Raw genomic sequence first — 25826 nt, forward strand, 5'->3', positions numbered from 1 at the left:
GTGAACAAAACAGCAAAATCATTGCCATTTCGTTGCGAGTTGGCGATAATGTATCGTATGATAGTTGTACATATATATCGGAACTCTTGCAGATTACCGGATTGAGGAAAAAGGAGTGAACGGAATGACCGTAACGATTTATGATGTGGCGCGAGAGGCGAACGTCTCGATGGCGACGGTCTCGCGCGTCGTAAACGGCAACCCGAACGTCAAGCCGTCGACAAGGAAAAAAGTATTGGAAGCGATTGAGCGGCTCGGCTACCGCCCAAATGCGGTCGCGCGCGGTCTTGCCAGCAAAAAAACGACGACGGTCGGGGTGATCATCCCAGATATTTCGAGCATCTTCTTTGCCGAGCTGGCGCGCGGCATTGAAGATATTGCGACGATGTATAAATACAACATTATTTTAAGCAACTCCGACCAAAACAAAGAAAAAGAGCTGCATTTGCTCAATACGATGCTTGCCAAGCAAGTGGACGGCATTTTGTTTATGGGCGGGACGATCACCGAGGAGCACGTCGCCGAGTTTCAAAAATCGTCCGTGCCGATCGTGCTTGCGGCGACGGTGGAGCCGAACGACACGATCCCCTCGGTTAACATTGACTACGAGCAGGCCGCGTTTGAAGCGGTCACATATTTGCTCGAAAAAGGAAACCGGCGCGTGGCATATGTCACCGGTCCGACCGACGACCCGATCAACCAACGGAAACTGGCTGGCTATCGGCGTGCGCTCGAGGAGCACAGGACGCCGTACGAGGAAGAACTCGTTGTGGAAGGCGACAACTCGTATGACTCCGGCTTGGAAGCATATGAAAAAATCGCTGAGCTCGCCGAGCGGCCGAAGGCGGTCTTTGCCGGGACGGACGAAATGGCGCTCGGCATCATCCATAGCGCCCAAGACCACGGGGTGCGCGTGCCGGATGAACTTGAAGTCGTCGGCTTTGACAACACGAGGCTGGCGACGATGGTGCGGCCGCGGCTGACGACCGTCGTGCAGCCGATGTATGACATCGGCGCGGTGGCGATGCGGCTGCTGACGAAGTATATGAATAAAGAACAAGTCGACAATCATGTCGTCGTCTTGCCGCACCGGTTGGAAGTGCGCGAGTCGACAAAATAAGCAACGGGAAAAAGCGTCCGGATGGGCGCTTTTTTTTCGCCTTATGAAGCGGTGGGAAAGCCGGCGTTTTCACATTCCTTCAAGCAAAGCGGGAGGCGGCGCGAAGAGGGGGCAGCCGCTCCCTGCTTTGCCGATCAAAGACGCGAATGATCGTGCATTTGGATGGGCGGGATCAAGTGCCCGCGCGCCGCTGGCTGCGAATGAAATACAACGCCTTTTCCGTCGTCTGGGCATTTTTTTCGCTAATTTCCGCCTTGCGCGGGATCGGCGGGTACAAGTCGTCCGGATCGTCCCATTCAAGCGGCAAGGAGACCGGTGAAAGCGGTTGCCATCGCTCGCGCCAAGCGACCGGCAGCGGGCCGGAAATATCGGATTGTTCCGTCATTTCAAGCCAAAGAAGCGCCCACGCCCGCGGGACGACGCGCCAAATGTCATACCCCCCGCCGCCGACGGCGATCCAGCGGCCGCCGCAATATTCATGGGCGATTTGGTGGGCGAGCTTCGGAATGGCGCGATACGTTTTCATCGTCAACGACAAATGGGTAAGCGGGTCGTAATAATGGGCGTCCACTCCATTTTGCGTCACAATGACATCGGGACGGAAAAAGTCGGCGATTTCCCGAAGCGCCGTCGTGTAAGCGTAAAGCCATGACTCATCCTCCGTAAACGCGTCAACCGGAATGTTGAACGAATAGCCGTACCCCGCTCCGTGGCCGCGTTCGTTGACGTTTCCCGTCCCCGGAAACAAGTAGCGGCCCGTCTCATGAATCGAAAACGTGCAGACGTTTGGATCGTCATAAAACGCCCATTGCACCCCGTCGCCGTGGTGGGCGTCCGTGTCGACATATAAGACGCGCAGTCCGTATTTTTCGCGGATGTATTGAATGGCGACCGCGCTGTCATTGTAGACGCAAAAGCCGGACGCCTTGCCGCGGAACCCGTGATGCAAGCCGCCGCCAAGGTTGAGGGCATGATCGGCCTGTCCGGACAGAACGCAATCGACAGCCGTCAGCGTGCTGCCGACAAGGAGCGCGCTCGCCTCGTGCATGTTCGGGAAGATCGGCGTATCTTCGGTGCCGAGGCCGTAGTTCACCGCGGCTGTTTCGGAAAGCTCGCCGCGCCCGGCTGCCTTGACCGCCTCGATGTACGAACGGTCATGAATGAGCGCCAGCTCTTCGTCCGACGCTATGCGCGGGTGGACGATGCGGCCGTCGTCTAGGGCGTCGAGCGTCCGCAGCAAGTCGTACGTCAGCTTCACCCGCAGCTGGTTGAACGGATGATCGTCATGAAATTTATATTGAAGAAATTGCTCGCTGTAAACAAATACGCACTTTTCGCTCATGACGTAACCCCCGGCAAGTTCGGCCAGAGCACTGTATAACCGGCCTTTTTCAAATCATGGATCAAGTTGATCGGGTTCATCGTTTGGACGCGAAACACTAAAATTTTATAGTTTGGGTCGCTGGCTGGATACAAAAGGACGCTGGCGATATTGACGTGGTGCTCGGCGATGATGCTCGCCGCTTTGCCTAACATTCCCGCTTCGTTCGGCACTTTAATTTCGATTTGCGACCCGGGCTGGTGGGCGCCGGTCAGCTGAATGAGCGTGTGCAATAAATCCGTTTCAGTGATGATGCCAACGAGCTTTCCTCCGTTGACGATCGGCAAGCAGCCGATCCGGTGTTCGTAAAAGAGCGCGGCGACTTCTTCGACGAAATCGAGCGGGTGGCCGACGATGATGTCTGTTTTCATAATCGCGCTGACCGGTTTTTGCAGGTCGTCAAGATGTTCATGAAGATGGAAAATCGATGGACTGGCGTCGCGTAAATCGCGGTCCGTCACAAGGCCGACTAAACGCCCTTCCCCGTCGATGACCGGAAGATGGCGGATGCGGTGATGGCGAAGCAGCTGCAGCGCTTCGGCGATGGTGTTCGTGGCGCGGAGCGTGACCACCGATGTGTTCATGACTTGTTCAACAATCATCTTTCTCCTCTCCCCTTTGTGCATCGCACGTTTAGTACATATAGCGGTTCATAAAGCGAAGCCGGTCAAACCGTTGAATCGATTCCGGATCGACCCGTTTGCCGATGCGGACCATGAGGCAGTTCGCCGGATGGGAACAAATTTCCGGGTCGTCGGTCGCGTACCAGACGAGTCCGCCGGCGTTCATCATTTTCTCCATCACTTTCCGGTATTCCCATACGTTCAGCCCGGTCCCTTTCAAATCCCAATGCCAATAATACTCAGTGGTAATGATGATATAATCTTCCATCGCATCGTCCATCATGGAGACAATCAATAAATTTTTTCCAACGCCAAAGCCGCGAAACTCCGGGATCACTTCGATGGCGCCGAGTTCGATTAAATTGTCCATCTTCCCTTCAGACCAACGTTCAAGCGGGTCGGGATATAAAAATGTGACATAACCGACGATCGTTTCGCCGCGGCGGGCGATAATGATCCGGCCTTCCGGCAGCTTGGCGATCTCGATTAATGCTTCGTGCTGTTTAGAGGGTTGGCGAAATGAAGTTAAGTCACGGTGAAATTCGTAGCTGGCCAACGCTTCCGGCGTCACCGGCCCTTCGATGAGAAGCGTCCCGTTCGGCGTTTTCAGCTCCTTGGCGTTATACGTTTTTTTATGTTCCATTCGGTCACCACCTGAATTAATCAATCAGTCAATCCATTTCCATTATACATAAAAATGGCCTTGGCCGGCGCAATTCAAAAAAATTTCAAAGAAACGGGGACGAGGAATATTTTAAAAATTGAGAAACTGTTTATCATCTACTATAATAGAAATGTAATCACTTACATAAGGGGGATCGGAGAATGAAAACGGAACTGCTGCCAGTCGTACAAGGGGACTACAACTTGAAAAACTACGAGGAAGCATACGAACAGTTTCAATGGACGGAAACGGAGAAGGCGTTTTCTTGGCATGAAACCGGACGGGTCAACATGGCGTATGAGGCGATCGATCGCCATGCCGAGTCGTTCCGCAAAAATAAGGTGGCGCTTTACTACCGCGACGCTGTGCGAAATGAGAAATATACGTTCAAAGAGATGAAAGAGATGTCCAACAAAGTCGCCAACGTCTTAAAACAGGTGGCCGACATTGAAAAAGGCGACCGCGTGTTTGTGTTTATGCCGCGCTCGCCGGAGCTGTATTTTACGGTGCTCGGCATCATTAAAACCGGCGCCATCGTCGGGCCGCTGTTTGAAGCGTTTATGGAGGGGGCGGTGCGCGACCGTCTGGAAGACAGCGGAGCGAAAGCGATCGTGACGACGCCGGAGCTGCTGCCGCGCGTGCCGGTCGGCGATCTTCCGGAGCTGAAGTACGTCTTTTTGGTTGGTGACGATGTTGTTGAAGAAGGTCCGTACATCGATTTGAAAAAGCGGATGAATGAGGCAAGCAAGCACTTTGACATCCAATGGGTCGACCGTCAAGACGGCCTGATTTTGCACTATACGTCCGGCTCGACCGGCAAGCCGAAAGGCGTCCTGCACGTCCATAACGCCATGATCCAGCACTATCAAACGGCGAAATGGGTGCTTGACCTAAAAGAAGATGACGTTTATTGGTGCACGGCTGACCCAGGCTGGGTGACCGGGACATCATACGGCATTTTCGGCCCGTGGCTGTGCGGGGCGTCCAGCGTCATCGTCGGCGGCCGTTTCAGCCCGGACGCTTGGTATCAAACGATCGAAGACTTCGGCGTCACCGTCTGGTACAGCGCGCCGACAGCGTTCCGCATGCTGATGGGCGCGGGCGATGAAGTGGTGAAAAAATACGACTTAAGCTCGCTCCGCCATGTGTTAAGCGTCGGCGAGCCGCTCAATCCGGAAGTCATCCGCTGGGGATTGAAAGTGTTCGGCCGCCGCATTCATGATACATGGTGGATGACGGAAACGGGCGGACATCTCATTTGCAACTACCCATGCATGGAAATTAAGCCGGGATCGATGGGGAAACCGATTCCGGGGGTGGAGGCGGCGATCATTGACGATCAAGGGAACGTCCTGCCGCCGTACCGGATGGGCAACTTGGCCATCAAAAAAGGTTGGCCGTCGATGATGAAAACCATTTGGAACAACCCGCAAAAATACGAATCATACTTTATCGGCGATTGGTATGTGTCGGGCGACTCGGCCTATATGGATGAAGACGGCTATTTCTGGTTTCAAGGACGCGTTGACGATGTCATCAATACATCGGGCGAGCGCGTCGGGCCGTTTGAAGTCGAAAGCAAGCTCGTCGAGCATCCGGCCGTTGCGGAAGCCGGCGTCATCGGCAAACCCGATCCGGTGCGCGGGGAAATCATCAAGGCGTTCATCGCGCTTCGCGAAGGCTATGAGCCGTCCGAAGAGTTGAAAGAAGACATCCGTCAGTTTGTAAAAAAAGGGCTCGCCGCCCATGCTGCGCCGCGCGAGATCGAGTTCCGCGACAAGCTGCCGAAAACGCGAAGCGGAAAAATTATGCGCCGCGTCTTAAAGGCGTGGGAGCTCAACTTGCCGACCGGCGACTTATCGACCATGGAAGACTAAAACGAACAGCAGCGTCCGAATGCTTTGGCGTTTCGGGCGCTTTTTCTGATGGCGGCTGATGATGCTCGGCTCGCTGCGGGAGTCCATTAGGGAAACTGGCCGTCATAGGAGTGCGGGCGGAAACATGCGAGGGTGGCGCTGCGTGGTCGTTTCGGCGGAGAAACGAGGATCACAAGAGGGGGGCGGAAGGAGGCGGGCGGCGAAAGAGGCTGCCCGGCCAGCCATGCTCGAACAAGCAGGCGCCCGTTCATGAAACAAGGCTTTCCAATGAAACGGTTGGAAAGCCTTGTGATCGTTTATCGAGGAGCGGATGGGGAAGCAGCGCCATTTTCCGCGTTGTCCTCCCGAGCAGGCGGATTGGCCGGCGGGGCGGGCTGGGCGGCCGGCAGTGCGACTTTGCCCGATGGCGCCGATTCGCGGCCGGCAATATCGACAGCGGTGACGTAATAGGCCGCTCCCGGTTTGAGAGCAGAAAAGGAAGCCGCTTCCTCCGCTTTAATGATGGCGGCGATTTGCCGCTCTCCGGTTTCACTCACCTGATAGACGCGGTAGCCGATGACATCGCGCTCCCGGTGTCGGTCCCAGACGAGAGTGCGGCCGTTCAGACGGGCGGACGGCGGAGCGGGGACGCGCCCGTTTTCTTTTAAGATGGCGACAACAAAGTCATCGCCGGCTGATGTCATCCCGTCGATTCCCCACTGATTGAGCCACTTTGGATTGACGATGACCCCGCGGGTGACAAATTCCTCCGGCGTCGTCTCAAGCGCCGCATACCGGCGCCCGCCAATGACGACAAACCGGCCCTCGACCAAATAGTCATCGCTTCCTTGCCGCGGCGTAAACTTTGCATTGTATAAATCATAGCGGACGAGTCCGGCTTTTTTGCACGCCTCTGATGGGCTGAATCCGCTCGCGGCGCAATACGCGCGGCGAACGATGCCGCCGGGCATTAAAAACCGCTCCGGCGGGGCGATCAGCTTCGGTTTCACGCGATGGGCGGCATTCATGAATTGCGCCCATAACAGCTGGGTGCGCCGGCTGTAGGACAGCCCCTTATAGCGCGACTCCAGCGGCGCCGGACGATCGTAGCCAATCCAAACGCCAAACGTCACGTTCGGGTTTGTGGCGACAAACCATGAATCGTGTTTGTCTTGCGATGTCCCCGTTTTGCCGGCCCAGTCAGCCGAAAACGTCAAGTAGCGCGGCACTGAGGAGGCGGTTCCGCCATGCAGCACATCGCGCATCATATCGATCATTAAATACGATGTTTGCGGAGAAAAGACGGGAACCGGCTTGCTCGTATGCTGATAAATGATCGTTCCGTCTTTATCGGTAATTTTTTCGATTATATACGCATCGACAAAGGAACCGTAATTGGCAAACGTCGCATACGCATTGACGTTTTCTTCGACGGTGACGCCGATGTGCGTCCCGCCAATTGCTAAAGCCGGATTGTTTTCTTCTTGCTTGGCGACGCTTGTAACCCCCATTTTGAGCAAATAATCGACCGGATGGCGGCTTTGGATTTTCGTATAGATCCGAACGGCCGGGATGTTGTACGACTGTTGAAGCGCGCGCCGCGCCGAGACGAGGCCGTGTGTGTTTCCATCAGCGTTTTTCGGGCTGTACGAACCGATCGAAAGCGGCAGGTCGGGAATGACCGAACCGGGCTGAACGACGCCCATCTCCATCGCCGGCGCGTACACTAAAAGCGGCTTCATCGTTGAGCCGTTCGAACGGTGCGCCTGGGTGGCGTGGTTTAACTGCTCGCGCTTGTAGTCGCGGCCGCCGACAAAGCTGATGATTTTGCCGGTTTTGTTTTCGATGAGCATCGCCCCCACTTCCACCGGTTGGCGCTCGGCGATCGTTTTCCCTGTTCGCTTGTCTTTCGTATAATACACACGATCGCTGCCATAATACGGGTAGCGGGCGGCCACGCGCTGCATTTGCTCATAAATCGCTTTGTCGATCGTCGTATAAATGCGCAAGCCTCCTTGCCGCAGCGCTTTTCTCGCTTCACCGGCATAGCGGCGGTACAAGCCGGCATCGCGTTTCAGCTCTTCCGGCTTATGGCCGTCGCGCTTGGCGAACGTTTCCGCGAGCACCTCTTTGGCCCGTCTTTCGATTTCCATCGTTAAAAACGGATAGCGCTCAAACGGCGTTGGCTTCGGAGCGGCGAAATGTTTCGTCACATCGTAGGCGAGCGCTTCTTTATACTGCTTGTCAGAAATATAGCCAGCGCGCTTCATCCGGTAGAGCACCGTTTTCATCCGCTCCAATCCGGCCGAGAGATCTTGTTTGAGGCTGCCATCAGCGGCAAACGGCGTATAGACGAACGGGTTTTGCGGCAAGCCGGCTAAAAACGCTGCTTGGGCGAGATTGAGATCTTTGGCGTCAACGCTGAACACCCCTTGGGCGGCGGCCTGGATGCCGGCGATGTTGCGGCCTGATGAGCTGCGGCCGAACGGAACAACATTTAAGTAGGCTTCTAAAATTTCTTCTTTCGACAAAAATCGTTCAAGGCGCAGCGCCAGTAACATTTCCTTCGCCTTGCGTTCGAACGACACTTCGCTGGTCAGCAGCTGGTTTTTGACGAGCTGCTGCGTAAGCGTACTGCCGCCGCTTTTGTTCGGCGAGTTCGTCATTTCCTGAAACATGGCGCGAATGACGGCCTTTGGGACGACGCCGTCATGTTCGTAAAAGTGCTCATCTTCGGTGGCGATCACCGCCTGCACAACGTATGGGGAGACGTCGGCAAGGCGCACCGCCTCGCGGTCGAGGTCGGACCGGAATCGGCCTAAATAGACGCCATCGGCAAAATACATATGGCTCGTTTCTTCATAACTGTAAATCTCGCTTTTCATTTTGTCATGCGAAGGGACCGCCATATCTTTCACCAAAAAAGCGAAATAACCGGCGCCGATGCCAGCAGCAAAACAAACGAGGCAGAGCGCGGTGATGAGCAAAATAAGGGTGACATTCCAAACGACGTCATATGTAAGCGAAAAATAATGCCACATTTTTTGTAAAGAAGCTCGAAACGGTTTTTGTTCCATGCCAGGCCCCCTCTCATGGCAAATCATATAGATAAGTATAACATACTCGTGCGCGTCGTTGCGGGATTTTGTCGCTTTTTCGCCGTTTGTGGCGAAAAGAGCCGGAGTTGACAGCGAGTATGTGTATATGGTAAAAGAATGTATATATTCATACCGAAAAAGCGATGACGGGAACAAGTAGCGGATGCCTCCCTGGTGCAGAGAGCTGGCGGGCGGTGCGAGCCAGTCCATAGGCAACCGTGAATTACCTCCCCGAGCAGCGATGGCGAACGGCGTTGACGCCCAGTAGCCGTCTGCCGGCATGCGCCGTTACCGAAATGAGCGAGAAAGCGACAGGCTTTCTAAGTAGGGTGGTACCGCGATGAACACTCGCCCCTTCATACAGGGCGGGTGTTTTCTTTTTTTGACGACATTCATAAAGAGGTGAAGAACATGGACTTGCTCGAAGAACTGCAATGGCGTGGGCTCGTCAATCAAACGACGGATGAAGACGGGCTCCGAAAGCTGCTGAATGAAGGAAACGTGACGCTCTATTGCGGATTTGACCCGACAGCGGACAGTTTGCACATCGGCAACTTAGCGGCCATTTTGACGCTGCGCCGCTTCCAGCAGGCCGGACATCGGCCGATCGCCTTAGTCGGCGGCGCAACCGGACTGATCGGCGACCCGAGCGGGAAGAAAAACGAGCGCACGCTCAACGCCAAAGAGACGGTCGAAGCATGGGGCGCCCGCATTAAAGAACAGCTCGGTCGGCTGTTAGACTTTGAAGCGGAAGGCAATCCAGCAAAAATCGCTAATAATTATGATTGGATCGGTCCGCTTGATGTCATTACGTTTTTGCGCGATGTCGGCAAGCATTTCAGCATCAATTACATGCTCGCCAAAGAATCGGTGCAGTCGCGCATTGAAACCGGCATTTCGTTCACCGAGTTCAGCTACATGATGCTGCAGGCGTACGATTTCCTCAACTTGTACGAAACGGAACAATGCCGCCTGCAAATCGGCGGCAGCGACCAATGGGGCAACATTACCGCCGGGCTCGAGCTCATTCGTAGAACGAAAGGAGAAGCGGAAGCGTTCGGCTTGACGATTCCGCTCGTCACGAAAGCGGACGGCACGAAGTTCGGAAAAACGGAAAGCGGCACGATTTGGCTTGATCCGGAAAAAACGTCGCCGTATGAGTTTTACCAGTTTTGGATTAACACCGATGACCGTGATGTCATCCGCTACTTGAAGTATTTTACGTTCCTGTCGAAAGAGGAAATCGAGGCGCTTGAACACGAGCTGCGCGAGGCGCCGGAGAAGCGGGCGGCGCAGAAAGCACTGGCTGAGGAAGTGACGAAGCTCGTGCATGGCGAAGAGGCGCTTAGGCAGGCGATCCGCATTTCTGAGGCGCTCTTTAGCGGCGACATTGCCGAGTTGACGGCCGCGGAAATCGAGCAAGGGTTTAAAGATGTGCCGTCGTTTGTCCATGAAGGAGGCGACGTTCCGCTCGTCGAGCTGCTTGTCGCCGCCGGCATTTCGCCATCGAAGCGACAGGCGCGCGAAGATGTTCAAAACGGCGCCATCTATGTCAACGGCGAACGCATCCAAGACGTCGGCGCCGTCTTAACGGCCGAACACCGTTTGGAAGGGCGGTTTACCGTCATCCGCCGCGGCAAAAAGAAATATTATTTAATTCGCTACGTCTAAACAAAAAGATCCGAAATGCCAATGCATTTCGGATCTTTTTTGCGCATTAACGCGAGTAGAACTCAACGATGAGCGCTTCGTTAATTTCCGCCGGCAGTTCGGAACGCTCCGGCAGGCGAGTGTACGTGCCTTCCATTTTTTCCGGGTCGAACGTCAAGTAATCCGGAACGAAGTTGTTCGCTTCGAGCGCTTCTTTAATGACTTGCAAGTTGCGCGATTTTTCGCGGACAGCGATCGTTTGTCCCGGTTTGACGCGGTACGACGGGATGTTGACGCGGCTGCCGTCAACTAAAATGTGGCCGTGCGTCACAAGCTGGCGGGCTTGACGGCGCGTGCGAGCCAACCCTAAACGGTAGACGAGGTTGTCGAGGCGCGATTCAAGCAAAATCATGAAGTTTTCGCCGTGTTTGCCCGGCATTTTGCCCGCTTCCTCAAACGTTTTGCGGAACTGGCGTTCGTTCACGCCGTACATATGGCGCAGCTTTTGTTTTTCTTGCAGCTGCAAGCCGTACTCCGACAATTTTCTCCGTTGGCCTGGGCCGTGTTGACCAGGCGGATACGGACGTTTTTGCAATTCTTTCCCCGTGCCGCTTAACGAGATGCCAAGGCGGCGGGAAATTTTCCATGTTGGGCCAGTATAACGAGCCATTGACTGCTCCTCCTTATGCTTTTATTCCCGTAAAATAAAAGCAGATGTGCGCCAACAATTACGGCCATTTTGTTTTCATGTATCCTCGCTCTAGCAGCTAAGAGTTACGCGATACACCTCGGCGGGCCGAGGAACAAAATGAACCATAAAGGTGGGCACAAAGGCTGCTATATTTTACACAAAGGCTATTATATGATTTTTAGAGGGGAAAGTCAATATTTTATTTTCCCTTTTGGCCGTTTGTATGATATAATAAAAGATGCAATTTTTAGAAAAAATTTGTCATCTATTAGAGTGATGATGCCAGTTTAGGTGGAAAAGATGATGAGATGGGAAGAAACGAAACGATATGAATCGTTTAAGCGGAAATTTTTCCACTGGTTTTTGGCGTTTCAGGACGACGGGCTGTTTTCAACGGCGGCGGGCGAGCTGCTTGCGCTGTTAAAAGAAGAGCTGGCGCTCGAACAAGCGGTATTGTACTTGTTTGACCCGTCGTGCGGCGCCTTTTGCCCGGAGGCGGCCGCTGGCGGGGGACCGGTGGCGGGGCGGATTGCGGCAGAGGAAAAGCAGGAGATCGTCGTGGTCGATGATGGCGGGCCGCGCATAGCCGCCCGCCTCTTTTTCCTGCTTTCCGAAGAAGCGCCGACGATGGTCGAGCTTGTGTACGGAAAAGGCCGCCGCTTCGACAGACCGCTGCTTGAAGCGCTGCGAGCGGATTTGGCCCAGCTGTTCCGCAAGCTGAACGCGTTATCACAAGGGAAGGGCGAGGAGAAACGGTACGAGCAGCTGCACTGCTTTGCGGCGAAAATCCACTCCTCGATGCAAATCGACGATGTGCTTGAAGAAATTATCCGCACGCTGCAAAACGTCTATCCGTCGTTTACATACTACCTTCTGTTATCGCACGATAACCACTTGCGCGGAAATTTGCCGATTAAAACGTTTGCCTTTGATGAAAACGGAGAGCAAACGGCGGCGCTGCGGGCGTTTTTGACCGGGCAGGTGCAATGCGAGGAGAAAGCGGCGCCGCAGCGTTCGGTGCTGTATGCGCCCATTAAAGGGGTGCAGGCGGTATACGGGGTGATTCAAATTATCGCCCCGTATGCCGCTCCGTTTCCGAAGCGGGAAATCAACTTTATTTCATTGTTGGCGGGGACGGCCGGCAGCGCGTTGGAAAACGCCAAACTGTACGAACAGTCGCGCCGGCTTGTTGCCGATTTGCAGCTCATTAACGACACGATGCGCCAGCTGAACGCCCGGTCGCGTCTGTACGAGGCGATCGACTATATGGTGTCGCAAATTCGGCAGTCGTTTGGCGCGGATGAAGTTGGCTTTTTCTTGTTTGCTGACGGCAAACATGAGCTTCTTCCGGGGAGCACGCCGTTTTTTTATGAAGGCTCGTCGGCGATGTATGTCGAATGGGTTGAAGCGCGGCGCCGCAGCGGAAATGATATTTTATTTGCCGGCGATGTATGCGCGTCCGATTTTGGGTCGTTTCGTTCCGTTATGGCTGCGCCGATGCTGCAAAATAAAGAAACAAAAGGCGTCTGCATCGTGCTTGCCCGCAAGCCATATCAGTTCACGTTTGACATGTTTAAACTGCTGCAATCGCTTGTTCAGCACTCGACATTGGCGTTTATGAACGCGATTTTGCGGGAGGAACTTGAGAAGTTGGTCATCACCGATTATTTGACGAAGCTGTATACGCGCCGTTATTTGGACAGAGCGATCCAAAAATCGATGGAAGCGGATGCGCTTGGGGCGTTTCTTTTAATCGATATCGACAACTTCAAGCAGATCAACGACATTTACGGCCATCAGACGGGCGACGATGTGCTCGTTCAAGTGGCCGAGATGATCCGCATGAACATCCGCGATAACGATATCGCGGCGCGCTGGGGAGGAGAGGAACTCGCTGTCTATTTGCCAAACGTGTCGCTTTTTGACGCGGTTTCCGTTGCCCGCCGCATCGTTGAAAAAGTGAGGGAGCATACGGTCCCGCCGGTGACCGTTTCGTGCGGCATTTCATCGTGGAGGCAGCATGACCATGATAATGCGGAACAGTTGTTTAAACGGGCGGACGCGGCGCTGTATATGGCGAAGGAGACTGAAAAAAACTGTATTTTTGTCAGTGATCGCCACCATTCATATAAGGTGTAAAAAAGGAATCCGGTCAGGCGGATTCCTTCTTCGCGCCGGCTGCTATTTCCGCTCATTCGGAAATGAGCACGCCGACGAATTGCTCTAAATAGCGGCGGTCAGTGTCATCAAAGCGGTTTTTCACCGGGCTGTCGATGTCAAGGACGCCGATGACGCGGCCTTCCTTGATGAGCGGCACGACAATTTCCGATTGGGATGCAGCATCGCAGGCGATATGGCCCGGAAATTGGTGCACATCGGGAACGACGACCGTCCGCCGCTCGGCGGCTGCTGTGCCGCACACCCCTTTGCCGAACGGAATGCGCACGCACGCCGGCAATCCTTGGAACGGGCCGAGCACAAGTTCGTCGCCCTCTGCCAAGTAAAACCCGACCCAGTTGATGTCGGTGAGAAACTGATTAAGCAGGGCGGCAGCGTTCGCCAAGTTGGCGATCATGTTCGGCTCTCCGGCGATGAGCGCTTTCAGCTGCTCGATGACGAGCGCATAGTTTTCTTCGCGTGTACCGCTGTAGGCGGTTGGACGAAACATTTGTTTGCCCTCCTTTTTTGGCCCATTTTATGATGACGCCTGGCGATTGTCAACCGCAAGCGCCTCGTGATCCATCACGTCCCGCCCTTGATGCAAGTCGTCCGCGCGATGAGCGTCCGAGCCGTAAACGATCGGGATGCCGCGCCGCCGCGCTTCAGCGATGAGGTGGTTGGGCGGGTAAGGCTCAAGGCAGAGCGGTTTGGCGGCGCCAGCTCCATTATAGTCGATCGCATAGCCGAACTGCTCCATGTCAACAAGAATGGCAAGAACGAGCTCAGTCATCGGATCCGGACATGGAAAGCGGCGCCAAAACTTGCGCACAAGCGTGATATGCCCGATGCGTTTCGGCTTATAGCGGCCAAGGTCGGCGCGGATCGACCGGCGCACGGTTTCGTAATAAGCGCGGTGAACGCGCTCAACGGAGCCGAACAGGCGAACGATGTCGGCGAACATATCGGCGCTGTAGTCAAGGCATACATATTGGCCTTCGTGCGCTAAAAAGTGAACCGATAAAATGCTGTCATCAAGCAATGGGCCGACTTCATCGAGCAATCGTGCCGTCTCTTCCTCCCAACCGGGGATAAAGTCGACCTCAAGCCCGACGCGGATCGTGATGTCGTTTCGGTAGCGCTCCTTCACATCAGCGACAGCGGCCAAATAGCGCTCAAGCTGCCGGCGCTCCATGGCGCTGTCCTGCTCCGGCGTCGGGTCGACAAACCGTTCCGGCAGCGGGGCATGTTCAGTGAACGAAATGTCGGTATAGCCGAGCGCGATCGCTCGTTCCACGTATCGCTCAAGCGGGTCAGGGCTTCCGTGCGGGCAAAACGGTGTATGAATATGGCCGTCACGCAAGGCGGTTTTCCCCCTTTCTCTTTGTATGATAGCAAACATATTGAAGATTCTTGTAAAAAAAATAAAAATTTTGGTCAAAAAATGTCGTTAACATGGTATCATAAAAACATTGAAAAACCTATATTTTTGCCTTCTCCGCCATTTTCATTCATTTCGGAGTAGCTTGAGTGCAAGGGGGCATTTGTGCATGGAAATCGTGTGGATCGTTCTGCTCCTCAGCGCAGGGGCAATCATATACAATCAGATGTACCGGAAGCGGATGTATCGGGAAATCGACCGGCTTGAGGGATGGAAAATCGAGCTGATGAACCGGCCGGTGCCAGACGAGCTCGCCAAAGTGAAACAGCTGAACATGACGGGGGAGGCAGAGCGGCTGTTTGAACAGTGGCGCCAACAATGGGATGAGATCGTAGCCGTGAAGCTGCCCAATGTCGAAGAACAGCTGTTTGACGCCGAAACGCTTCTTGACAAATATCGGTACCGGCAGGCGCGCAAGCTGCTTGGTCAAATGGAGGACGGCCTGCGCCGCCTCGAGGAAGAGGTGCATCAAATCATTCATGAAGTCAACGAGCTGATCGGAAGCGAAGAGCAAAGCCGTGCGGAAATCGAAGAGCTGCGAGCCGCCCACCGGGAGGCGAAAAAAACGCTGCTCGCCTATCGATATACGTTCGGGGCGGCGGCTGATTTGCTCGATGTCCGCCTGAGCGAGGCGGAAAAGCAGTTTCAGTCGTTTGCGGAATTGACGGAAGCCGGCAACTACTTGGCGGCGCGCGATGTCGTCCTGTTGCTGAAGCAGGAGCTTGACCGCCTCACCGCGATGATGGAAGAGATTCCGGTGTTGCTTGGCGAGTGCCAAACCTCACTTCCGGCCCAGCTCGCTGAGCTCGCTGACGGCTATCAGGAAATGGAACAGAGCGGGTACATACTCGATCATTTGCACATCGAACGCGCGTTGGAAGAAAAACAGAGGAAAATCAAGCAATGCTTGGCGATGATCGGCGAGTTGCACATCGAGGAAGCGAAGCAGACCGTCGCTGAGCTGAAAGAAGAAATTGACACGCTGTATGACTTGCTGGAAAAAGAAGTGCTCGCCCATCGATACGTGCAAACGGAAATGCCGCGCATCGGCGGCATGCTCAAGGAATTGGCCGCCGAGGCGAAAGAAACGGGCGCTGAAGCCCTGTTCGTCCAGCAAAGCTACCACCTGCCGCCAGGCGACCTCGAAAAATACCGAAGCATTGAAAAACAGCTGCACCAGCTGCAAAAGCGGTTTTTGCTGATCGAAGAACGCGCCGCCGAGGCGAAAACCGCCTATTCGCTGCTTAGAGAGGAGCTTGAGCAGCTCGTTGGGCAAATCGGCATGATGAAGGAAGAACATGAACAATTTCGGGTGATGCTGCAGACGCTGCGCAAAGACGAATTGATTGCCCGTGAAAAGCTCGATGACATGAGAAAACAATTGTCCGAAGCGCTTCGTCTCGTGCAAAAAAGCCGGCTGCCGGGGTTGCCCGAATCGTATGCGCTTGAGCTGGCAGAAGCGCGCAACAGCCTGCAAAATGTCGCCGCCCGCCTCGATGAAAAGCCGCTCGACATGCCGTCGGTCGATCAGGCGCTTGGAGAAGCGAAAGCGTCGGTGGAACGGCTGTATGAGCGAACCATCGAAATGATCGAACAGGCGGCCTTGGCTGAACGGACGATTCAATACGGCAACCGCTACCGCCGCCGGTATCCGGCGGTTCATAAAGGGCTTGAGGAGGCTGAGTTTTTATTCCGCCATTATGATTACGAAGAGGCGCTTCGCCAGGCGGTGGCCACGATTGAGAGCGTCGAGCCGGGCGCGTTTGATCGCGTGCAGCAGCTTTGGCAGACGGACAACGAGGAAGAACGATGATCCCAACCCGATAAATATCGGCGGAAACCGATATTTATCGGGTTTTTGGTGAATACTGTAAATGTGTGTGTGTTTTCGTTGCTGTTTTTCGTCCGCTTTTATTATTATGTTATATGGATGAATTGCCGATCACGAGCGGAGGATGGAAATGATGATTTACCTTGATAACAGCGCGACGACCAAACCGTTCCCGGAAGTGATCGATTCGTTTGTGACGGTCGCGACGGATTACTTTGCCAATCCGTCTTCGCTCCATGAGCTGGGCATGAAGGCGGAGCGGCTGCTCGCACAGGCGCGCGAACAAATCGCTGCCATGCTGCGCGTCAAAGCGAACGAGGTCGTGTTCACGTCCGGCGGAACGGAAGCGAACAATTTCGCGATGAAAGGAGTCGCTTGGCAATATCGGCGGCGCGGCCGCCATATCATTACGACGGAGATCGAGCATCCGTCCGTTGCCGAGCCGTGCCGGCAGCTTGAGGAGCTCGGCTTTAAGGTGACGTACTTGCCGGTCGACCGCGACGGGAGGGTGTCGGTAGAGCAAGTGGAGCGGGCGCTGCGCGATGACACGATTCTCGTTTCAATTATGCACGTCAACAACGAAGTCGGCACGGTGCAGCCGATTGAGGAAATCGGTGCGCTTCTTGTCCGCTATCCGAAGACGCTGTTTCATGTCGACCGGGTGCAAGGCATCGGCAAAGTGCCGCTCGACTTGAAACAAGCCGGCGTCGACTTATGCACGCTATCGGCCCACAAATTTCACGGATTGCGCGGCGCCGGGGTGCTTTATGTCCGCGAAGGCGTCCGTTTGATGCCGTTGATCGCCGGCGGCGGGCAGGAAATGCGGCTCCGGTCCGGAACGGAAAATGTCGCCGCCATTGTTGCGATGGCGAAAGCGCTGCGCCTGGCGATGGAGAAATACGAGCGGGAGATCGGCCGGCTTAAGGCGCTAAAGGAGGAGTGGCTGGCCGCCCTTTCCGCCATTCCGGAGATTGAGATCAACACGCCGCGTCACGGCGCTGCGCCGCATATCATCAACTTTTCCTTAAAGCGCGGCATGAAGCCGGAAGTGTTCGTCCATGAGTTGGCGAAAAGCCGTATTTACGTCTCGACGACATCGGCTTGTTCGTCGAAAAAAAAGGCGCCGAGCAAAACGCTACTAGCCATGGGGCTCGGCGAAGGGCGGGCTGAGCGCGGCATTCGCATCAGCCTGTCGTTTGACAACACGAGCGAAGAAATCGCGCCGGCGTTGGCGGCCATGAAACAGGCGATCAAAACATTAAGCGAGGTAACGGGATCACATGGAGATGAAGTATGACCGTATTTTAATCCGTTATGGGGAAATGACGACGAAAGGAAAAAACCGCAACATCTTTGTCCGTCGGCTGAAAAACAATATCGCCCGCAAACTGCAGGCGTTTCACCGGATTCAAATTGAATATATGCGCGATCGAATGTACATTTTATTAAACGGTGAGCCGCATGAACCGATCATCGACAAGCTGAAAACGGTGTTTGGCATTCACTCGTTCAGCTTGGCGATGAAGTGCGAAAACGATTTAGATGCCATTAAAGAGACGGCCCTTGCCGCCGTCCGCCAGCTTCCGTATAAAGGGAAAACGTTTAAAGTGAGCGCCCGCCGCGTCAATAAACAGTTCCCGTACCGAAGCGACGAGTTGAACCATGAAGTCGGGGCGCATATTTTGCGGCAGACGGACGGTTTGACGGTCAATGTGCGCGAGCCGGATCTTGATGTGCGCATCGAAGTGCGTCAAGACGGGACATATGTCACGTGCCGCGACATTTTCGGCGCCGGCGGCCTGCCGGTCGGGACGAGCGGCAAGGCGATGCTCATGCTCTCAGGCGGCATCGACAGCCCGGTCGCCGGCTACTTGGCGATGAAGCGGGGCCTCGAAATTGAGGCCGTTCACTTTTTCAGCCCGCCGTTTACAAGCGAACGGGCGAAGCAAAAAGTGATCGATTTAGTGCGGACGTTGACCGCCTACGGTGGAAAAATCAAGCTGCATATCGTGCCGTTTACCGAAGTGCAGCAAGCCATTTATCAAGGAGTTCCAAATGAGTATTCACTGATTTCCACTCGGCGGGCGATGCTGAAAATTACGGATGCGTTGCGCCGCCGCCAGCGGGCGTTGGCCATCGTCACCGGCGAAAGCCTCGGCCAAGTGGCGAGCCAGACGCTGGAAAGCATGTACGTGATCAATGAGGTAACGAATACGCCGGTTTTGCGCCCGCTCATTTCGATGGATAAAATGGAAATTATCGAGATTGCTAAGCAAATCGGCACCCACGATATTTCGATTCTTCCATATGAAGACTGCTGCACCATTTTTACGCCGCGGGCGCCAAAAACGAAGCCGAAAAAAGAGAAAGTGCTTCATCACGAGAGTCAGCTCGATCTCGCCCCGCTTCTTGAGAAAGCGATCAATGAGACGGAAACGATCGTGATCGATGAAGAAGCCGGACAGGCTGATGAGTTCGCTGACCTGTTTTGAATCTCAGAATTTACCAAAAAGGGTGTTGCATATCGCCGTCTGTTTTCACACATTCTATACGTACAAGGAGGTGAAAACAGATGGCACGCAACAACAACAACAATCAACTGCTTGTTCCGGGTGCACAGCAAGCGCTCGAGCAAATGAAATATGAAATCGCCCAAGAATTCGGCGTCAATTTAGGCGCTGACACGACATCGCGCGCTAACGGTTCAGTCGGCGGCGAGATTACGAAACGTCTTGTCGCTATGGCGCAGCAACAATTGGGCGGTGCGCGTCAATTCTAATCTTATAAATGATGGCTTGCGCGGCGGGGAGTTCCCCGCCGCTTATTATGTCAAAAAAGTATTCAAAATATAATAACTATTTTGTATAATAGAAGATGCCGGAGACGGCGAAACGAACAGAAGAGGGGGAGAGAAACGATGAAGCGGGAAGAACTGATCGCTCCTGAGCGCTACAATTTAACGTCCGAAATGGAACGGCATGCGGCGGCTCATCCGGAGCGAATCGCCTTAAAATGGGAGAACGAGCGCGGCGAAACAAAAGAGATTACATACGGCCGCCTCATGGCGCGCGCCAATCAAATTGGAAACGCTTTCTTATCGCGCGGACTGGAAAAAGGGGACAAAGTGCTTGTCATGGTTCCGCGCCTGATTGAAGCGTATGAAGTATATGTAGGGGCGCTCAAAGCCGGGCTTGTCGTCATTCCGAGCTCCGAGATGCTGCGGGCAAAAGATTTGCAATACCGATTGTCCCATGGGGAAGTGAAGGCGGTTGTCGCCTATGAACCGTATCTTAACGAATTCGCCTCGATCGATGGCATCGACAGGCTGTTGAAATTTTCGATTGGCGAGCACGAGCATGACGACTGGGTTCGGCTGGAGGCAGCGATGGCGGAAGAAAGCGAAACACTCGCTGCGGCCGATACGTCGCGCGACGATATGGCGTTTTTATCTTACACCTCTGGCACGACCGGCAATCCGAAAGGGGTTGTCCATTGCCATGGCTGGGCGTACGCCCATTTGCGCACGGCGGCAAAAAACTGGCTGTGCATTGAAGAGACCGATCTCGTCTGGGCAACGGCCGGGCCGGGGTGGCAAAAATGGATTTGGAGTCCGTTTCTATCGGTGCTCGGCTCGGGGGCGACCGGGTTCGTCTATTACGGCCGCTTTGAGCCGGAAAAATATTTGCAGCTGTTAGAAAAATATGAAGTGAACGTGCTTTGCTGCACGCCGACCGAGTACCGCCTCATGGCGAAGGTGCCGGATATCGGCCGCTACAACTTATCGCACTTGCATAGCGCCGTGTCGGCCGGCGAGCCGCTCAACCGCGAAGTGATCGACACGTTTGCCAAGCATTTTGGCATCCAAGTGCGCGATGGCTATGGCCAGACGGAAAATACACTGCTTGTCGGTGTGATGAAAGGGATGGACATCAAGCCGGGATCGATGGGGAAACCGACTCCGGGCAACCGCGTCGAAATCATCGATGAAAACGGCGAACCGTGCCCAGTTGGCGTTGTGGGAGATATCGCCGTCCATGTGGAAACGCCGGCGCTGTTTAAATATTACTATAAAGATCCAGAACGGACGGCGATGCAGTTCCGCGGCGACTATTACATTACCGGCGATAAAGCGCGAAAAGACGAAGACGGCTATTTCTGGTTTGAAGGCCGCGGCGATGACATCATCATCAGCTCTGGCTATACGATCGGCCCGTTTGAAGTGGAAGATGCGCTCGTCAAGCATCCGGCGGTGAAAGAATGCGCCGTCGTCGCCAGCCCGGATGAAGTGCGCGGCCATGTCGTCAAAGCGTTCGTCGTGCTGCGCGACGGGGTCGACAAAAACGATCCATCGCTCATTCCGGCATTGCAGGAGCATGTCAAACAATTGACCGCTCCGTACAAATACCCGCGCAAAATCGAGTTCGTCGACGACTTGCCAAAAACGGCGTCTGGGAAAATCCGCCGCGTCGAGCTGCGCGAACGGGAAGCGCGCCTTGCCGGCCGGTCGTCATAAGCGCGGGGGATATGGAAACGCGAGTGCAATGAAAGGCCGCAAAACAGCCTGCCTCCTTAAGCGGCGTGAACTAGCCTGAAGGCCGCTCGTTTCGGGAGGGGGCGGTTCATCTTGAAGCCATCCATAAAACGAAAGAGGGTGTCCCGAACGAAGGGGCATCCTCTTCCATCCATAGATACGCACCGAATACTCCCGCACACCTTGTCGTCTCCCGAAGAAAGGCGACCTTGCGCGCCGTTTATAAAAAGACGCGCTTCACTTTATCCCAGAATGAGTTGTCTTTTAAGCGCACCGTTTTGATGACCCGGTCGCTCAACCGGATGTCAATCCGCTCAATATGCTGGATGCTGAGCGCTTCATTGTCGAGGCCAATGATCGGAAAATGGCTCGTTTCTTCCGATATTTTCAGCGTCAGTTTCCGCTTACCGCTCAAAATAAACGGCGAGCCGAGCGTCCGGTAGCGGTTGCTGTTGAGCGAGGCGAGCTCGCTCACTTGAAAGCACGGCAAAAGTGGATCAACGACCGCTCCGTGCACCGATTTGTTGTAGCCGGTGCTGCCGGTTGGCGTCGAGACGATAATGCCATCGCCGCGGAACGTTTCAAAATGCAAGTCGTCAATAAAAACATCGACCGCCATCGTTTTAATGATTTGCGAGCGGATCGAACATTCGTTTAAGCAGAAAAAGGAGGCGGTGCCGTCGATCGTCACTTCGATGACCGGGTAGCGCCGCACTTCAAGCTTCCAGTTTCTGGCTGCTTCCGCCATATGATCGATATCATCGATTTGGAAATCGCAATAAAATCCGCGCGTCGGCAGCGTTGACACACCGACGTATAAACGGTCAGGGCGGAATCCGGTTTGCCGGACCGCCTGCAAAAACGCTCCGTCATCGCCGATGCTGACGATAATGTTCGCTTCCCGGGCGTCGTCGACAACGACAAACGGCCCGCGCTCCGCCCGCTCAATGAGCGGCTTCACCCGTTCGACGAGCTCGTCGTCGCGCTTATAAAAAAAATAGAGGCGGTTGCGTTCCATGTCCATCTTTGCGCCCTCCTAATGGCATCATATCTTGAACCGATGTACAATGAATATTGTACCACGTTTTCCATGATTCTAAAAATATGGGTAGCTGATGCAAAAGGGGGAAGAGGATGAATCGAAAACGGTGGACGGCGTTGGCGATCGCGGCGGCGTTATTTATCATTTCCGTGCTCGTTAACGCCATTGGCGTACTGCTGTCCGATGAGGCGGGAACATGGTCGGAAAATTGGTTGGCACTGATGGAAGCGCCGTTTAGCGAGGAAGTGATCGAAGAGGGCGACCTGCTGCAAAAAATCGCGGTCTTGGAAGTGAACGGCGTCATTCAAGATGCAGGCGAAGCGGAGGCGTTCTTTTCCTCGCCGCTTTATAACCATCAAACGTTTTTGCAAATGATCAAACAGGTGAAGGAAGATGACAGTGTCAAAGCCATCGTATTGCGCATCAACTCACCGGGCGGCGGGGTCGCCGAAAGCGCGGAAATTCATGACCAGCTGTTGAAATTGAAAAAGGAGACGAAGAAGCCGATTTACGTATCGATGGGAGCGATGGCGGCGTCAGGCGGCTATTACATCGCCACAGCGGGCGATAAGCTGTTCGCCAGCCCGGAGACGATCACCGGCTCGATCGGCGTCATTATGCAAAGTGTCAACTACGAAGGGCTGGCCAAAAAATACGGCGTCGAGCTCATCACGATCAAAAGCGGCCCGTACAAGGACATCATGAACCCAGCGCGCAAAATGACGGATGCGGAGCGGGACATTTTGCAGCGGCTGATCAACCAGTCGTATGAGGCGTTTGTCGACGTTATTGTCAAAGGGAGAAAGCTGCCGGAAGAGGCGGTGCGCAAACTGGCGGATGGCCGCATTTACGACGGCCGACAAGCGAAATCGCTCCGGTTGATTGATGAGTTTGGCTATTTGGACGATACAATTGCGGCGCTCAAAAAAGAACATCGGCTCGCCGACGCCCAAGTTGTGAGATACGTAAGCGATGCCCCGTGGGGCTCCCTGTTCGGGTTGATATCCAATCGGGCGAAGCCGGAAACAGAAGCGGCTGAGCTCATCCGTCTGTTGTCGCAGCCGTCATCGCCGCGGCTCATGTATTTATTTACTGAGTAAAGGAAGTGGGAGGATGACTGATACGCAAGCGATGGCGCCGCCCGCGCCTGAACACCGTTTGCCGGTGGAAGCGGCCCCCCGCTACGGCGGATTTTGGCTTCGTTTTTGGGCGTATTTGCTTGACGTTATAGTCGTTTCAAGCATAAACCGGCTTGTCATTTGGCCGTTGTTTCGCTTGTTCGACTGGCCGTTAGCGCGGGACCATTTGTTTGCGCCGGCCGCGGTGGCGGCGGCTGTTGTATTTTACGCCTATTTTGTTTTGATGACGAAAGCGTTCGGGCAGACGCTTGGCAAAATGGTGTTCGGCCTAAAAGTCGTCGATGAGCGGGGCGTGCCGCTTACATGGCTGACGGTGCTGTTCCGCGAAGTCGTCGGCAAGTTTATCGCAAAAAAACTGTTGTTCATCGGCTTTTTGTTTGTCGCTTTTTCTGAAAAGAAAAAAGGGATGCACGATCAGTTTGCTGATACGATCGTCATTCGGGATTGACGGGCTTTTGTTTGCATCCGTCCGCCCTCAATGACCAACACCTGCCGCTATGGCAGGTTTATTTTTTTTCCATATGGTGACAATGATATGGTGAAAGGAAGTGCGGACATTGAGAATAGTGATCATAGCCGTCGTGGCAGTTGCTCTTTTTCTCCTTTTTGCTGCATGGATGAAAATTTCGGTAACGGTCGTATTCCGCCATGCTGAAGACGATGACGAGTACAAAATTGTGCTGCGCACGCTGTTTGGCCTCGTCCGTTACACGATTCGCGTTCCGCTCATCAAGCTCGAAACTGAACCGGAGTCGCCTGGTGTGGCGCTTGTTCATAAAAAAGGAATGGGGGGAACGCGCGGAAAAGAGGAAAAGAAAAGCAAATGGACGCCGAGCGACATTGCCGATTTCTTTCGTCAAGTCAAGCAGTTTCTCAAACAGGTTGTCGACTTGCACGAAATTATGAAACAGTTTTACCGTCATGTCACAATTACAAAATGGGAATGGAGGACAACAATCGGCACCGGCGACGCGGCGTCAACCGGGATGGTCGCCGGGCTCGGCTGGTCGTTGAAATACATGATCACCGGCGCGGTGAGCCGCTACACGAAGATGAAAGCCATCCCGGTGATGATGATCGTTCCGACCTATGACCGGGCTGTTTCGGAAACGGCGTTTTTATGTATGTTTCACTTTCGAATCGGGCATGCTATGTTAGCAGGATTGCGAGTGATCAAACATTGGCGTGGACGACGCTTGCGGAAACGAAACCCGTTGACAGCAAGACAGGCAAATGAAGGCTATTAGGAGGAATGAGCATGACGAATCATCCGATCCAAGGGCTAATGACAACAGCGATGGAAAACTTAAAACAAATGATTGATGTCAATACGATTATCGGCGACCCGGTTGAGACGCCTGACGGCAGCGTCATTTTAACCGTATCGAAAGTCGGCTTTGGGTTTGCTGCCGGCGGCAGCGAGTTTATGCTCGACGGCCAGCAAAACGGCCAAGGGACGCAAGCGGGCGGAAATGGGCAAAACGGGCAAGCCCGAGGGAACGGGCATCCGTTTGGCGGCGGCAGCGGCGGCGGTGTCTCCATTACCCCGATTGCGTTTCTTGTCGTCAATTCGTCCGGTGTCAAACTTCTCCATTTGGATGAAAGCACGCACTTATATGAGAAAATACTCGATGTCGCCCCACAGGCGTTTGAGAAAATTCAAGCGATGTTGAAGAAAAACAAGCAAGACGGGGCGGCTTCTGCTTCGGCGAACGACTTTGACATTTAGCTGAGCGCGGCGCTGGACCGTTGATCGTCCGGCGCTTTTTCATCCTGTCAGTGGCAGAAGGAAAATTTTGTTTTATAAAGATGCCTAAAAGGCCGACAGAATTTTGATCCGGCGGGAGACGATAGGAAATAAGAAGTGGATGCGGCAAATTTTCTATATTTAGGAGAAACTGGTGGGAGGAAGGGCTTTTCGTTCCATTATCAGCCTTCCAATGAGGCAAAACAATTGCAAAAATCGTTTCCCCGTTTTACTATGGAAATAGTACATATTTTTTCTTAAGGGGGAGAGAGCCCATGGCCAATGTGACGTTTAAAGGAAACCCGGTCACGCTCGTCGGCAACGAAGTGAACGTCGGCGACAAGGCGCCGGATTTTACGGTGCTTGACCAAAACTTGCAAGAAGTGACGCTCGCCGATACGAAAGGGCATGTCCGCTTAATCAGCGTCGTTCCGTCGCTGGACACCGGGGTTTGCGACGCGCAGACGCGCCGGTTTAACGAAGAAGCGGCGAAGCTCGACAATGTGAAAGTGCTGACTGTCAGCGTGGATTTGCCATTTGCGCAAAAACGGTGGTGCGGCGCTGCCGGCATCGAAAACGTCCAAGTGTTGTCCGACCATCGCGACGTTTCGTTCGGACAAGCGTACGGCGTCTTGATCAAAGAACTGCGCTTGCTCGCCCGCGCGGTCTTTGTCATCGACAGCAATGATACGGTGACGTACGTAGAATACGTGCCGGAAGTGACGAACCATCCGAACTACGAAGCGGCGATTGAAGCGGCAAAAGCAGCGAAATAACGGAAAAAGGCCCCGATTTGTTTGGGGTCTTTTCTTTTCTGTTGGCGCGCTTCTTGCCGCACGGGGCGGATCGGCGTAC

General features: G+C 54.2%; 22 protein-coding genes and 1 other annotated feature. Of the genes, 14 read left to right on the forward strand and 8 right to left on the reverse strand.

The genetic code is table 11. The annotated features are described in order from the left end of the window. Positions 1-124: 124 nt before the first annotated feature. On the forward strand, positions 125-1120 hold the full coding sequence (gene ccpA, locus IC803_RS02855) for a catabolite control protein A (RefSeq protein ID WP_081208134.1): 996 nt from the start codon (positions 125-127) through the stop codon (positions 1118-1120). Positions 1121-1292: 172 nt separating this feature from the next. Here the strand turns inward: ccpA and IC803_RS02860 are convergent, their stop codons facing one another. From IC803_RS02860 to IC803_RS02870, 3 genes are read right to left on the reverse strand one after another with little or no spacing between them, the layout of a single operon-like run. After that, positions 1293-2462: an acetoin utilization protein AcuC gene (locus tag IC803_RS02860; protein WP_081208136.1), complete on the reverse strand. Its 1170-nt coding sequence runs from the start codon at positions 2460-2462 to the stop codon at positions 1293-1295. Further along, positions 2459-3103, reverse strand: coding sequence for an acetoin utilization AcuB family protein (locus IC803_RS02865; protein WP_081208138.1), 645 nt, complete (start codon positions 3101-3103; stop codon positions 2459-2461). Before IC803_RS02865 ends, IC803_RS02860 begins: the two co-directional genes overlap by 4 nt. A gap of 31 nt (positions 3104-3134) precedes the next feature. Next, on the reverse strand, positions 3135-3767 hold the full coding sequence (locus IC803_RS02870; RefSeq protein ID WP_063164984.1) for a GNAT family N-acetyltransferase: 633 nt from the start codon (positions 3765-3767) through the stop codon (positions 3135-3137). 182 nt (positions 3768-3949) lie between these two features. Here IC803_RS02870 and acsA point away from each other — a divergent pair, with 182 nt between their 5' ends. Beyond that, the gene (acsA, locus tag IC803_RS02875; protein ID WP_081208140.1) at positions 3950-5665 is read left to right on the forward strand and encodes an acetate--CoA ligase; all 1716 of its coding nucleotides are present in this window, start codon (positions 3950-3952) and stop codon (positions 5663-5665) included. Positions 5666-5961: 296 nt separating this feature from the next. Here the strand turns inward: acsA and IC803_RS02880 are convergent, their stop codons facing one another. After that, positions 5962-8721, reverse strand: a complete 2760-nt coding sequence (locus IC803_RS02880) for a transglycosylase domain-containing protein (protein WP_081208142.1) — start codon at positions 8719-8721, stop codon at positions 5962-5964. Positions 8722-8876: 155 nt separating this feature from the next. Then, positions 8877-9101, forward strand: a binding site (T-box leader). Between the two features lie 52 nt (positions 9102-9153). Here IC803_RS02880 and tyrS point away from each other — a divergent pair. After that, entirely contained in the window at positions 9154-10413 is a 1260-nt protein-coding gene (gene tyrS, locus IC803_RS02885) for a tyrosine--tRNA ligase (RefSeq protein WP_081208144.1), read from the forward strand. A 46-nt stretch (positions 10414-10459) separates the two neighbouring features. Here tyrS and rpsD read toward each other — a convergent pair whose 3' ends face one another. Beyond that, complete coding sequence (gene rpsD / locus IC803_RS02890; protein ID WP_081208146.1) at positions 10460-11062, reverse strand: 30S ribosomal protein S4; 603 nt, start codon at positions 11060-11062, stop codon at positions 10460-10462. 324 nt (positions 11063-11386) lie between these two features. On the opposite strand from rpsD, the gene IC803_RS02895 reads away from it, so the two are divergent. After that, complete coding sequence (locus tag IC803_RS02895; protein ID WP_081208150.1) at positions 11387-13222, forward strand: sensor domain-containing diguanylate cyclase; 1836 nt, start codon at positions 11387-11389, stop codon at positions 13220-13222. A 52-nt stretch (positions 13223-13274) separates the two neighbouring features. Here the strand turns inward: IC803_RS02895 and IC803_RS02900 are convergent, their stop codons facing one another. Together IC803_RS02900 and hisJ are read right to left on the reverse strand one after the other, a co-directional pair. Further along, positions 13275-13751, reverse strand: a complete 477-nt coding sequence (locus IC803_RS02900) for a GAF domain-containing protein (RefSeq protein ID WP_081208152.1) — start codon at positions 13749-13751, stop codon at positions 13275-13277. A gap of 27 nt (positions 13752-13778) precedes the next feature. Next, a complete protein-coding gene (hisJ, locus tag IC803_RS02905) occupies positions 13779-14603 on the reverse strand; it encodes a histidinol-phosphatase HisJ (RefSeq protein WP_081208154.1) in 825 nt (274 codons plus the stop codon). 187 nt (positions 14604-14790) lie between these two features. Here hisJ and ezrA point away from each other — a divergent pair, with 187 nt between their 5' ends. From ezrA to mbcS, 5 genes are all read left to right on the forward strand, one after another. Then, positions 14791-16494 (forward strand): septation ring formation regulator EzrA, encoded by a 1704-nt coding sequence (gene ezrA / locus IC803_RS02910; RefSeq protein WP_081208156.1) that lies wholly within the window; start codon positions 14791-14793, stop codon positions 16492-16494. Between the two features lie 151 nt (positions 16495-16645). Then, positions 16646-17809 carry a cysteine desulfurase family protein gene (locus tag IC803_RS02915; RefSeq protein WP_081208333.1) on the forward strand — a complete coding sequence of 388 codons (1164 nt, stop codon included), beginning with the start codon at positions 16646-16648 and terminating at the stop codon, positions 17807-17809. Continuing rightward, complete coding sequence (thiI, locus tag IC803_RS02920; RefSeq protein WP_081208335.1) at positions 17799-19004, forward strand: tRNA uracil 4-sulfurtransferase ThiI; 1206 nt, start codon at positions 17799-17801, stop codon at positions 19002-19004. Before IC803_RS02915 ends, thiI begins: the two co-directional genes overlap by 11 nt. An 80-nt stretch (positions 19005-19084) precedes the next feature. Then, a complete protein-coding gene (locus tag IC803_RS02925) occupies positions 19085-19291 on the forward strand; it encodes an alpha/beta-type small acid-soluble spore protein (protein ID WP_020960916.1) in 207 nt (68 codons plus the stop codon). Between the two features lie 138 nt (positions 19292-19429). After that, positions 19430-21025 (forward strand): acyl-CoA synthetase MbcS, encoded by a 1596-nt coding sequence (gene mbcS, locus IC803_RS02930; RefSeq protein WP_081208158.1) that lies wholly within the window; start codon positions 19430-19432, stop codon positions 21023-21025. A 238-nt stretch (positions 21026-21263) separates the two neighbouring features. On the opposite strand, the gene IC803_RS02935 is transcribed toward mbcS, so the two are convergent. Next, positions 21264-22067: an NAD kinase gene (locus tag IC803_RS02935; RefSeq protein WP_081208160.1), complete on the reverse strand. Its 804-nt coding sequence runs from the start codon at positions 22065-22067 to the stop codon at positions 21264-21266. 110 nt (positions 22068-22177) lie between these two features. On the opposite strand from IC803_RS02935, the gene sppA reads away from it, so the two are divergent. The 5 genes from sppA to tpx all read left to right on the forward strand — a co-directional run bounded on the left by sppA (position 22178) and on the right by tpx (position 25747). After that, positions 22178-23185, forward strand: a complete 1008-nt coding sequence (gene sppA / locus IC803_RS02940; RefSeq protein WP_081208162.1) for a signal peptide peptidase SppA — start codon at positions 22178-22180, stop codon at positions 23183-23185. A 31-nt stretch (positions 23186-23216) separates the two neighbouring features. Beyond that, positions 23217-23672, forward strand: coding sequence for an RDD family protein (locus tag IC803_RS02945; protein WP_369826937.1), 456 nt, complete (start codon positions 23217-23219; stop codon positions 23670-23672). 169 nt (positions 23673-23841) lie between these two features. Further along, positions 23842-24471 carry a DUF2953 domain-containing protein gene (locus IC803_RS02950; protein WP_143421077.1) on the forward strand — a complete coding sequence of 210 codons (630 nt, stop codon included), beginning with the start codon at positions 23842-23844 and terminating at the stop codon, positions 24469-24471. A gap of 11 nt (positions 24472-24482) precedes the next feature. After that, the gene (ytfJ, locus tag IC803_RS02955) at positions 24483-24953 is read left to right on the forward strand and encodes a GerW family sporulation protein (protein WP_081208168.1); all 471 of its coding nucleotides are present in this window, start codon (positions 24483-24485) and stop codon (positions 24951-24953) included. A gap of 293 nt (positions 24954-25246) precedes the next feature. Then, a complete protein-coding gene (gene tpx, locus IC803_RS02960) occupies positions 25247-25747 on the forward strand; it encodes a thiol peroxidase (RefSeq protein ID WP_081208170.1) in 501 nt (166 codons plus the stop codon). The last annotated feature ends 79 nt before the right edge of the window (positions 25748-25826 follow it).

Origin of the sequence: Geobacillus sp. 46C-IIa, assembly GCF_014679505.1 — a bacterium.
Taxonomy (GTDB): domain Bacteria; phylum Bacillota; class Bacilli; order Bacillales; family Anoxybacillaceae; genus Geobacillus.

Excerpts from the sequence above, each read along its gene's own strand:
- IC803_RS02860 (WP_081208136.1), bottom strand. The coding sequence starts at position 2,462 with ATGAGCGAAAAGTGCGTATTTGTTTACAGCGAGCAATTTCTTCAATAT.
- thiI (WP_081208335.1), top strand. The coding sequence starts at position 17,799 with ATGAAGTATGACCGTATTTTAATCCGTTATGGGGAAATGACGACGAAA.
- rpsD (WP_081208146.1), bottom strand. The coding sequence starts at position 11,062 with ATGGCTCGTTATACTGGCCCAACATGGAAAATTTCCCGCCGCCTTGGC.
- IC803_RS02925 (WP_020960916.1), top strand. The coding sequence starts at position 19,085 with ATGGCACGCAACAACAACAACAATCAACTGCTTGTTCCGGGTGCACAG.
- IC803_RS02915 (WP_081208333.1), top strand. The coding sequence starts at position 16,646 with ATGATTTACCTTGATAACAGCGCGACGACCAAACCGTTCCCGGAAGTG.
- ytfJ (WP_081208168.1), top strand. The coding sequence starts at position 24,483 with ATGACGAATCATCCGATCCAAGGGCTAATGACAACAGCGATGGAAAAC.
- ezrA (WP_081208156.1), top strand. The coding sequence starts at position 14,791 with ATGGAAATCGTGTGGATCGTTCTGCTCCTCAGCGCAGGGGCAATCATA.
- IC803_RS02935 (WP_081208160.1), bottom strand. The coding sequence starts at position 22,067 with ATGGACATGGAACGCAACCGCCTCTATTTTTTTTATAAGCGCGACGAC.
- IC803_RS02865 (WP_081208138.1), bottom strand. The coding sequence starts at position 3,103 with ATGATTGTTGAACAAGTCATGAACACATCGGTGGTCACGCTCCGCGCC.
- mbcS (WP_081208158.1), top strand. The coding sequence starts at position 19,430 with ATGAAGCGGGAAGAACTGATCGCTCCTGAGCGCTACAATTTAACGTCC.
- IC803_RS02895 (WP_081208150.1), top strand. The coding sequence starts at position 11,387 with ATGAGATGGGAAGAAACGAAACGATATGAATCGTTTAAGCGGAAATTT.
- acsA (WP_081208140.1), top strand. The coding sequence starts at position 3,950 with ATGAAAACGGAACTGCTGCCAGTCGTACAAGGGGACTACAACTTGAAA.
- IC803_RS02950 (WP_143421077.1), top strand. The coding sequence starts at position 23,842 with ATGAAAATTTCGGTAACGGTCGTATTCCGCCATGCTGAAGACGATGAC.
- IC803_RS02900 (WP_081208152.1), bottom strand. The coding sequence starts at position 13,751 with ATGTTTCGTCCAACCGCCTACAGCGGTACACGCGAAGAAAACTATGCG.
- tpx (WP_081208170.1), top strand. The coding sequence starts at position 25,247 with ATGGCCAATGTGACGTTTAAAGGAAACCCGGTCACGCTCGTCGGCAAC.
- IC803_RS02880 (WP_081208142.1), bottom strand. The coding sequence starts at position 8,721 with ATGGAACAAAAACCGTTTCGAGCTTCTTTACAAAAAATGTGGCATTAT.
- IC803_RS02945 (WP_369826937.1), top strand. The coding sequence starts at position 23,217 with ATGGCGCCGCCCGCGCCTGAACACCGTTTGCCGGTGGAAGCGGCCCCC.
- tyrS (WP_081208144.1), top strand. The coding sequence starts at position 9,154 with ATGGACTTGCTCGAAGAACTGCAATGGCGTGGGCTCGTCAATCAAACG.
- IC803_RS02870 (WP_063164984.1), bottom strand. The coding sequence starts at position 3,767 with ATGGAACATAAAAAAACGTATAACGCCAAGGAGCTGAAAACGCCGAAC.
- ccpA (WP_081208134.1), top strand. The coding sequence starts at position 125 with ATGACCGTAACGATTTATGATGTGGCGCGAGAGGCGAACGTCTCGATG.
- sppA (WP_081208162.1), top strand. The coding sequence starts at position 22,178 with ATGAATCGAAAACGGTGGACGGCGTTGGCGATCGCGGCGGCGTTATTT.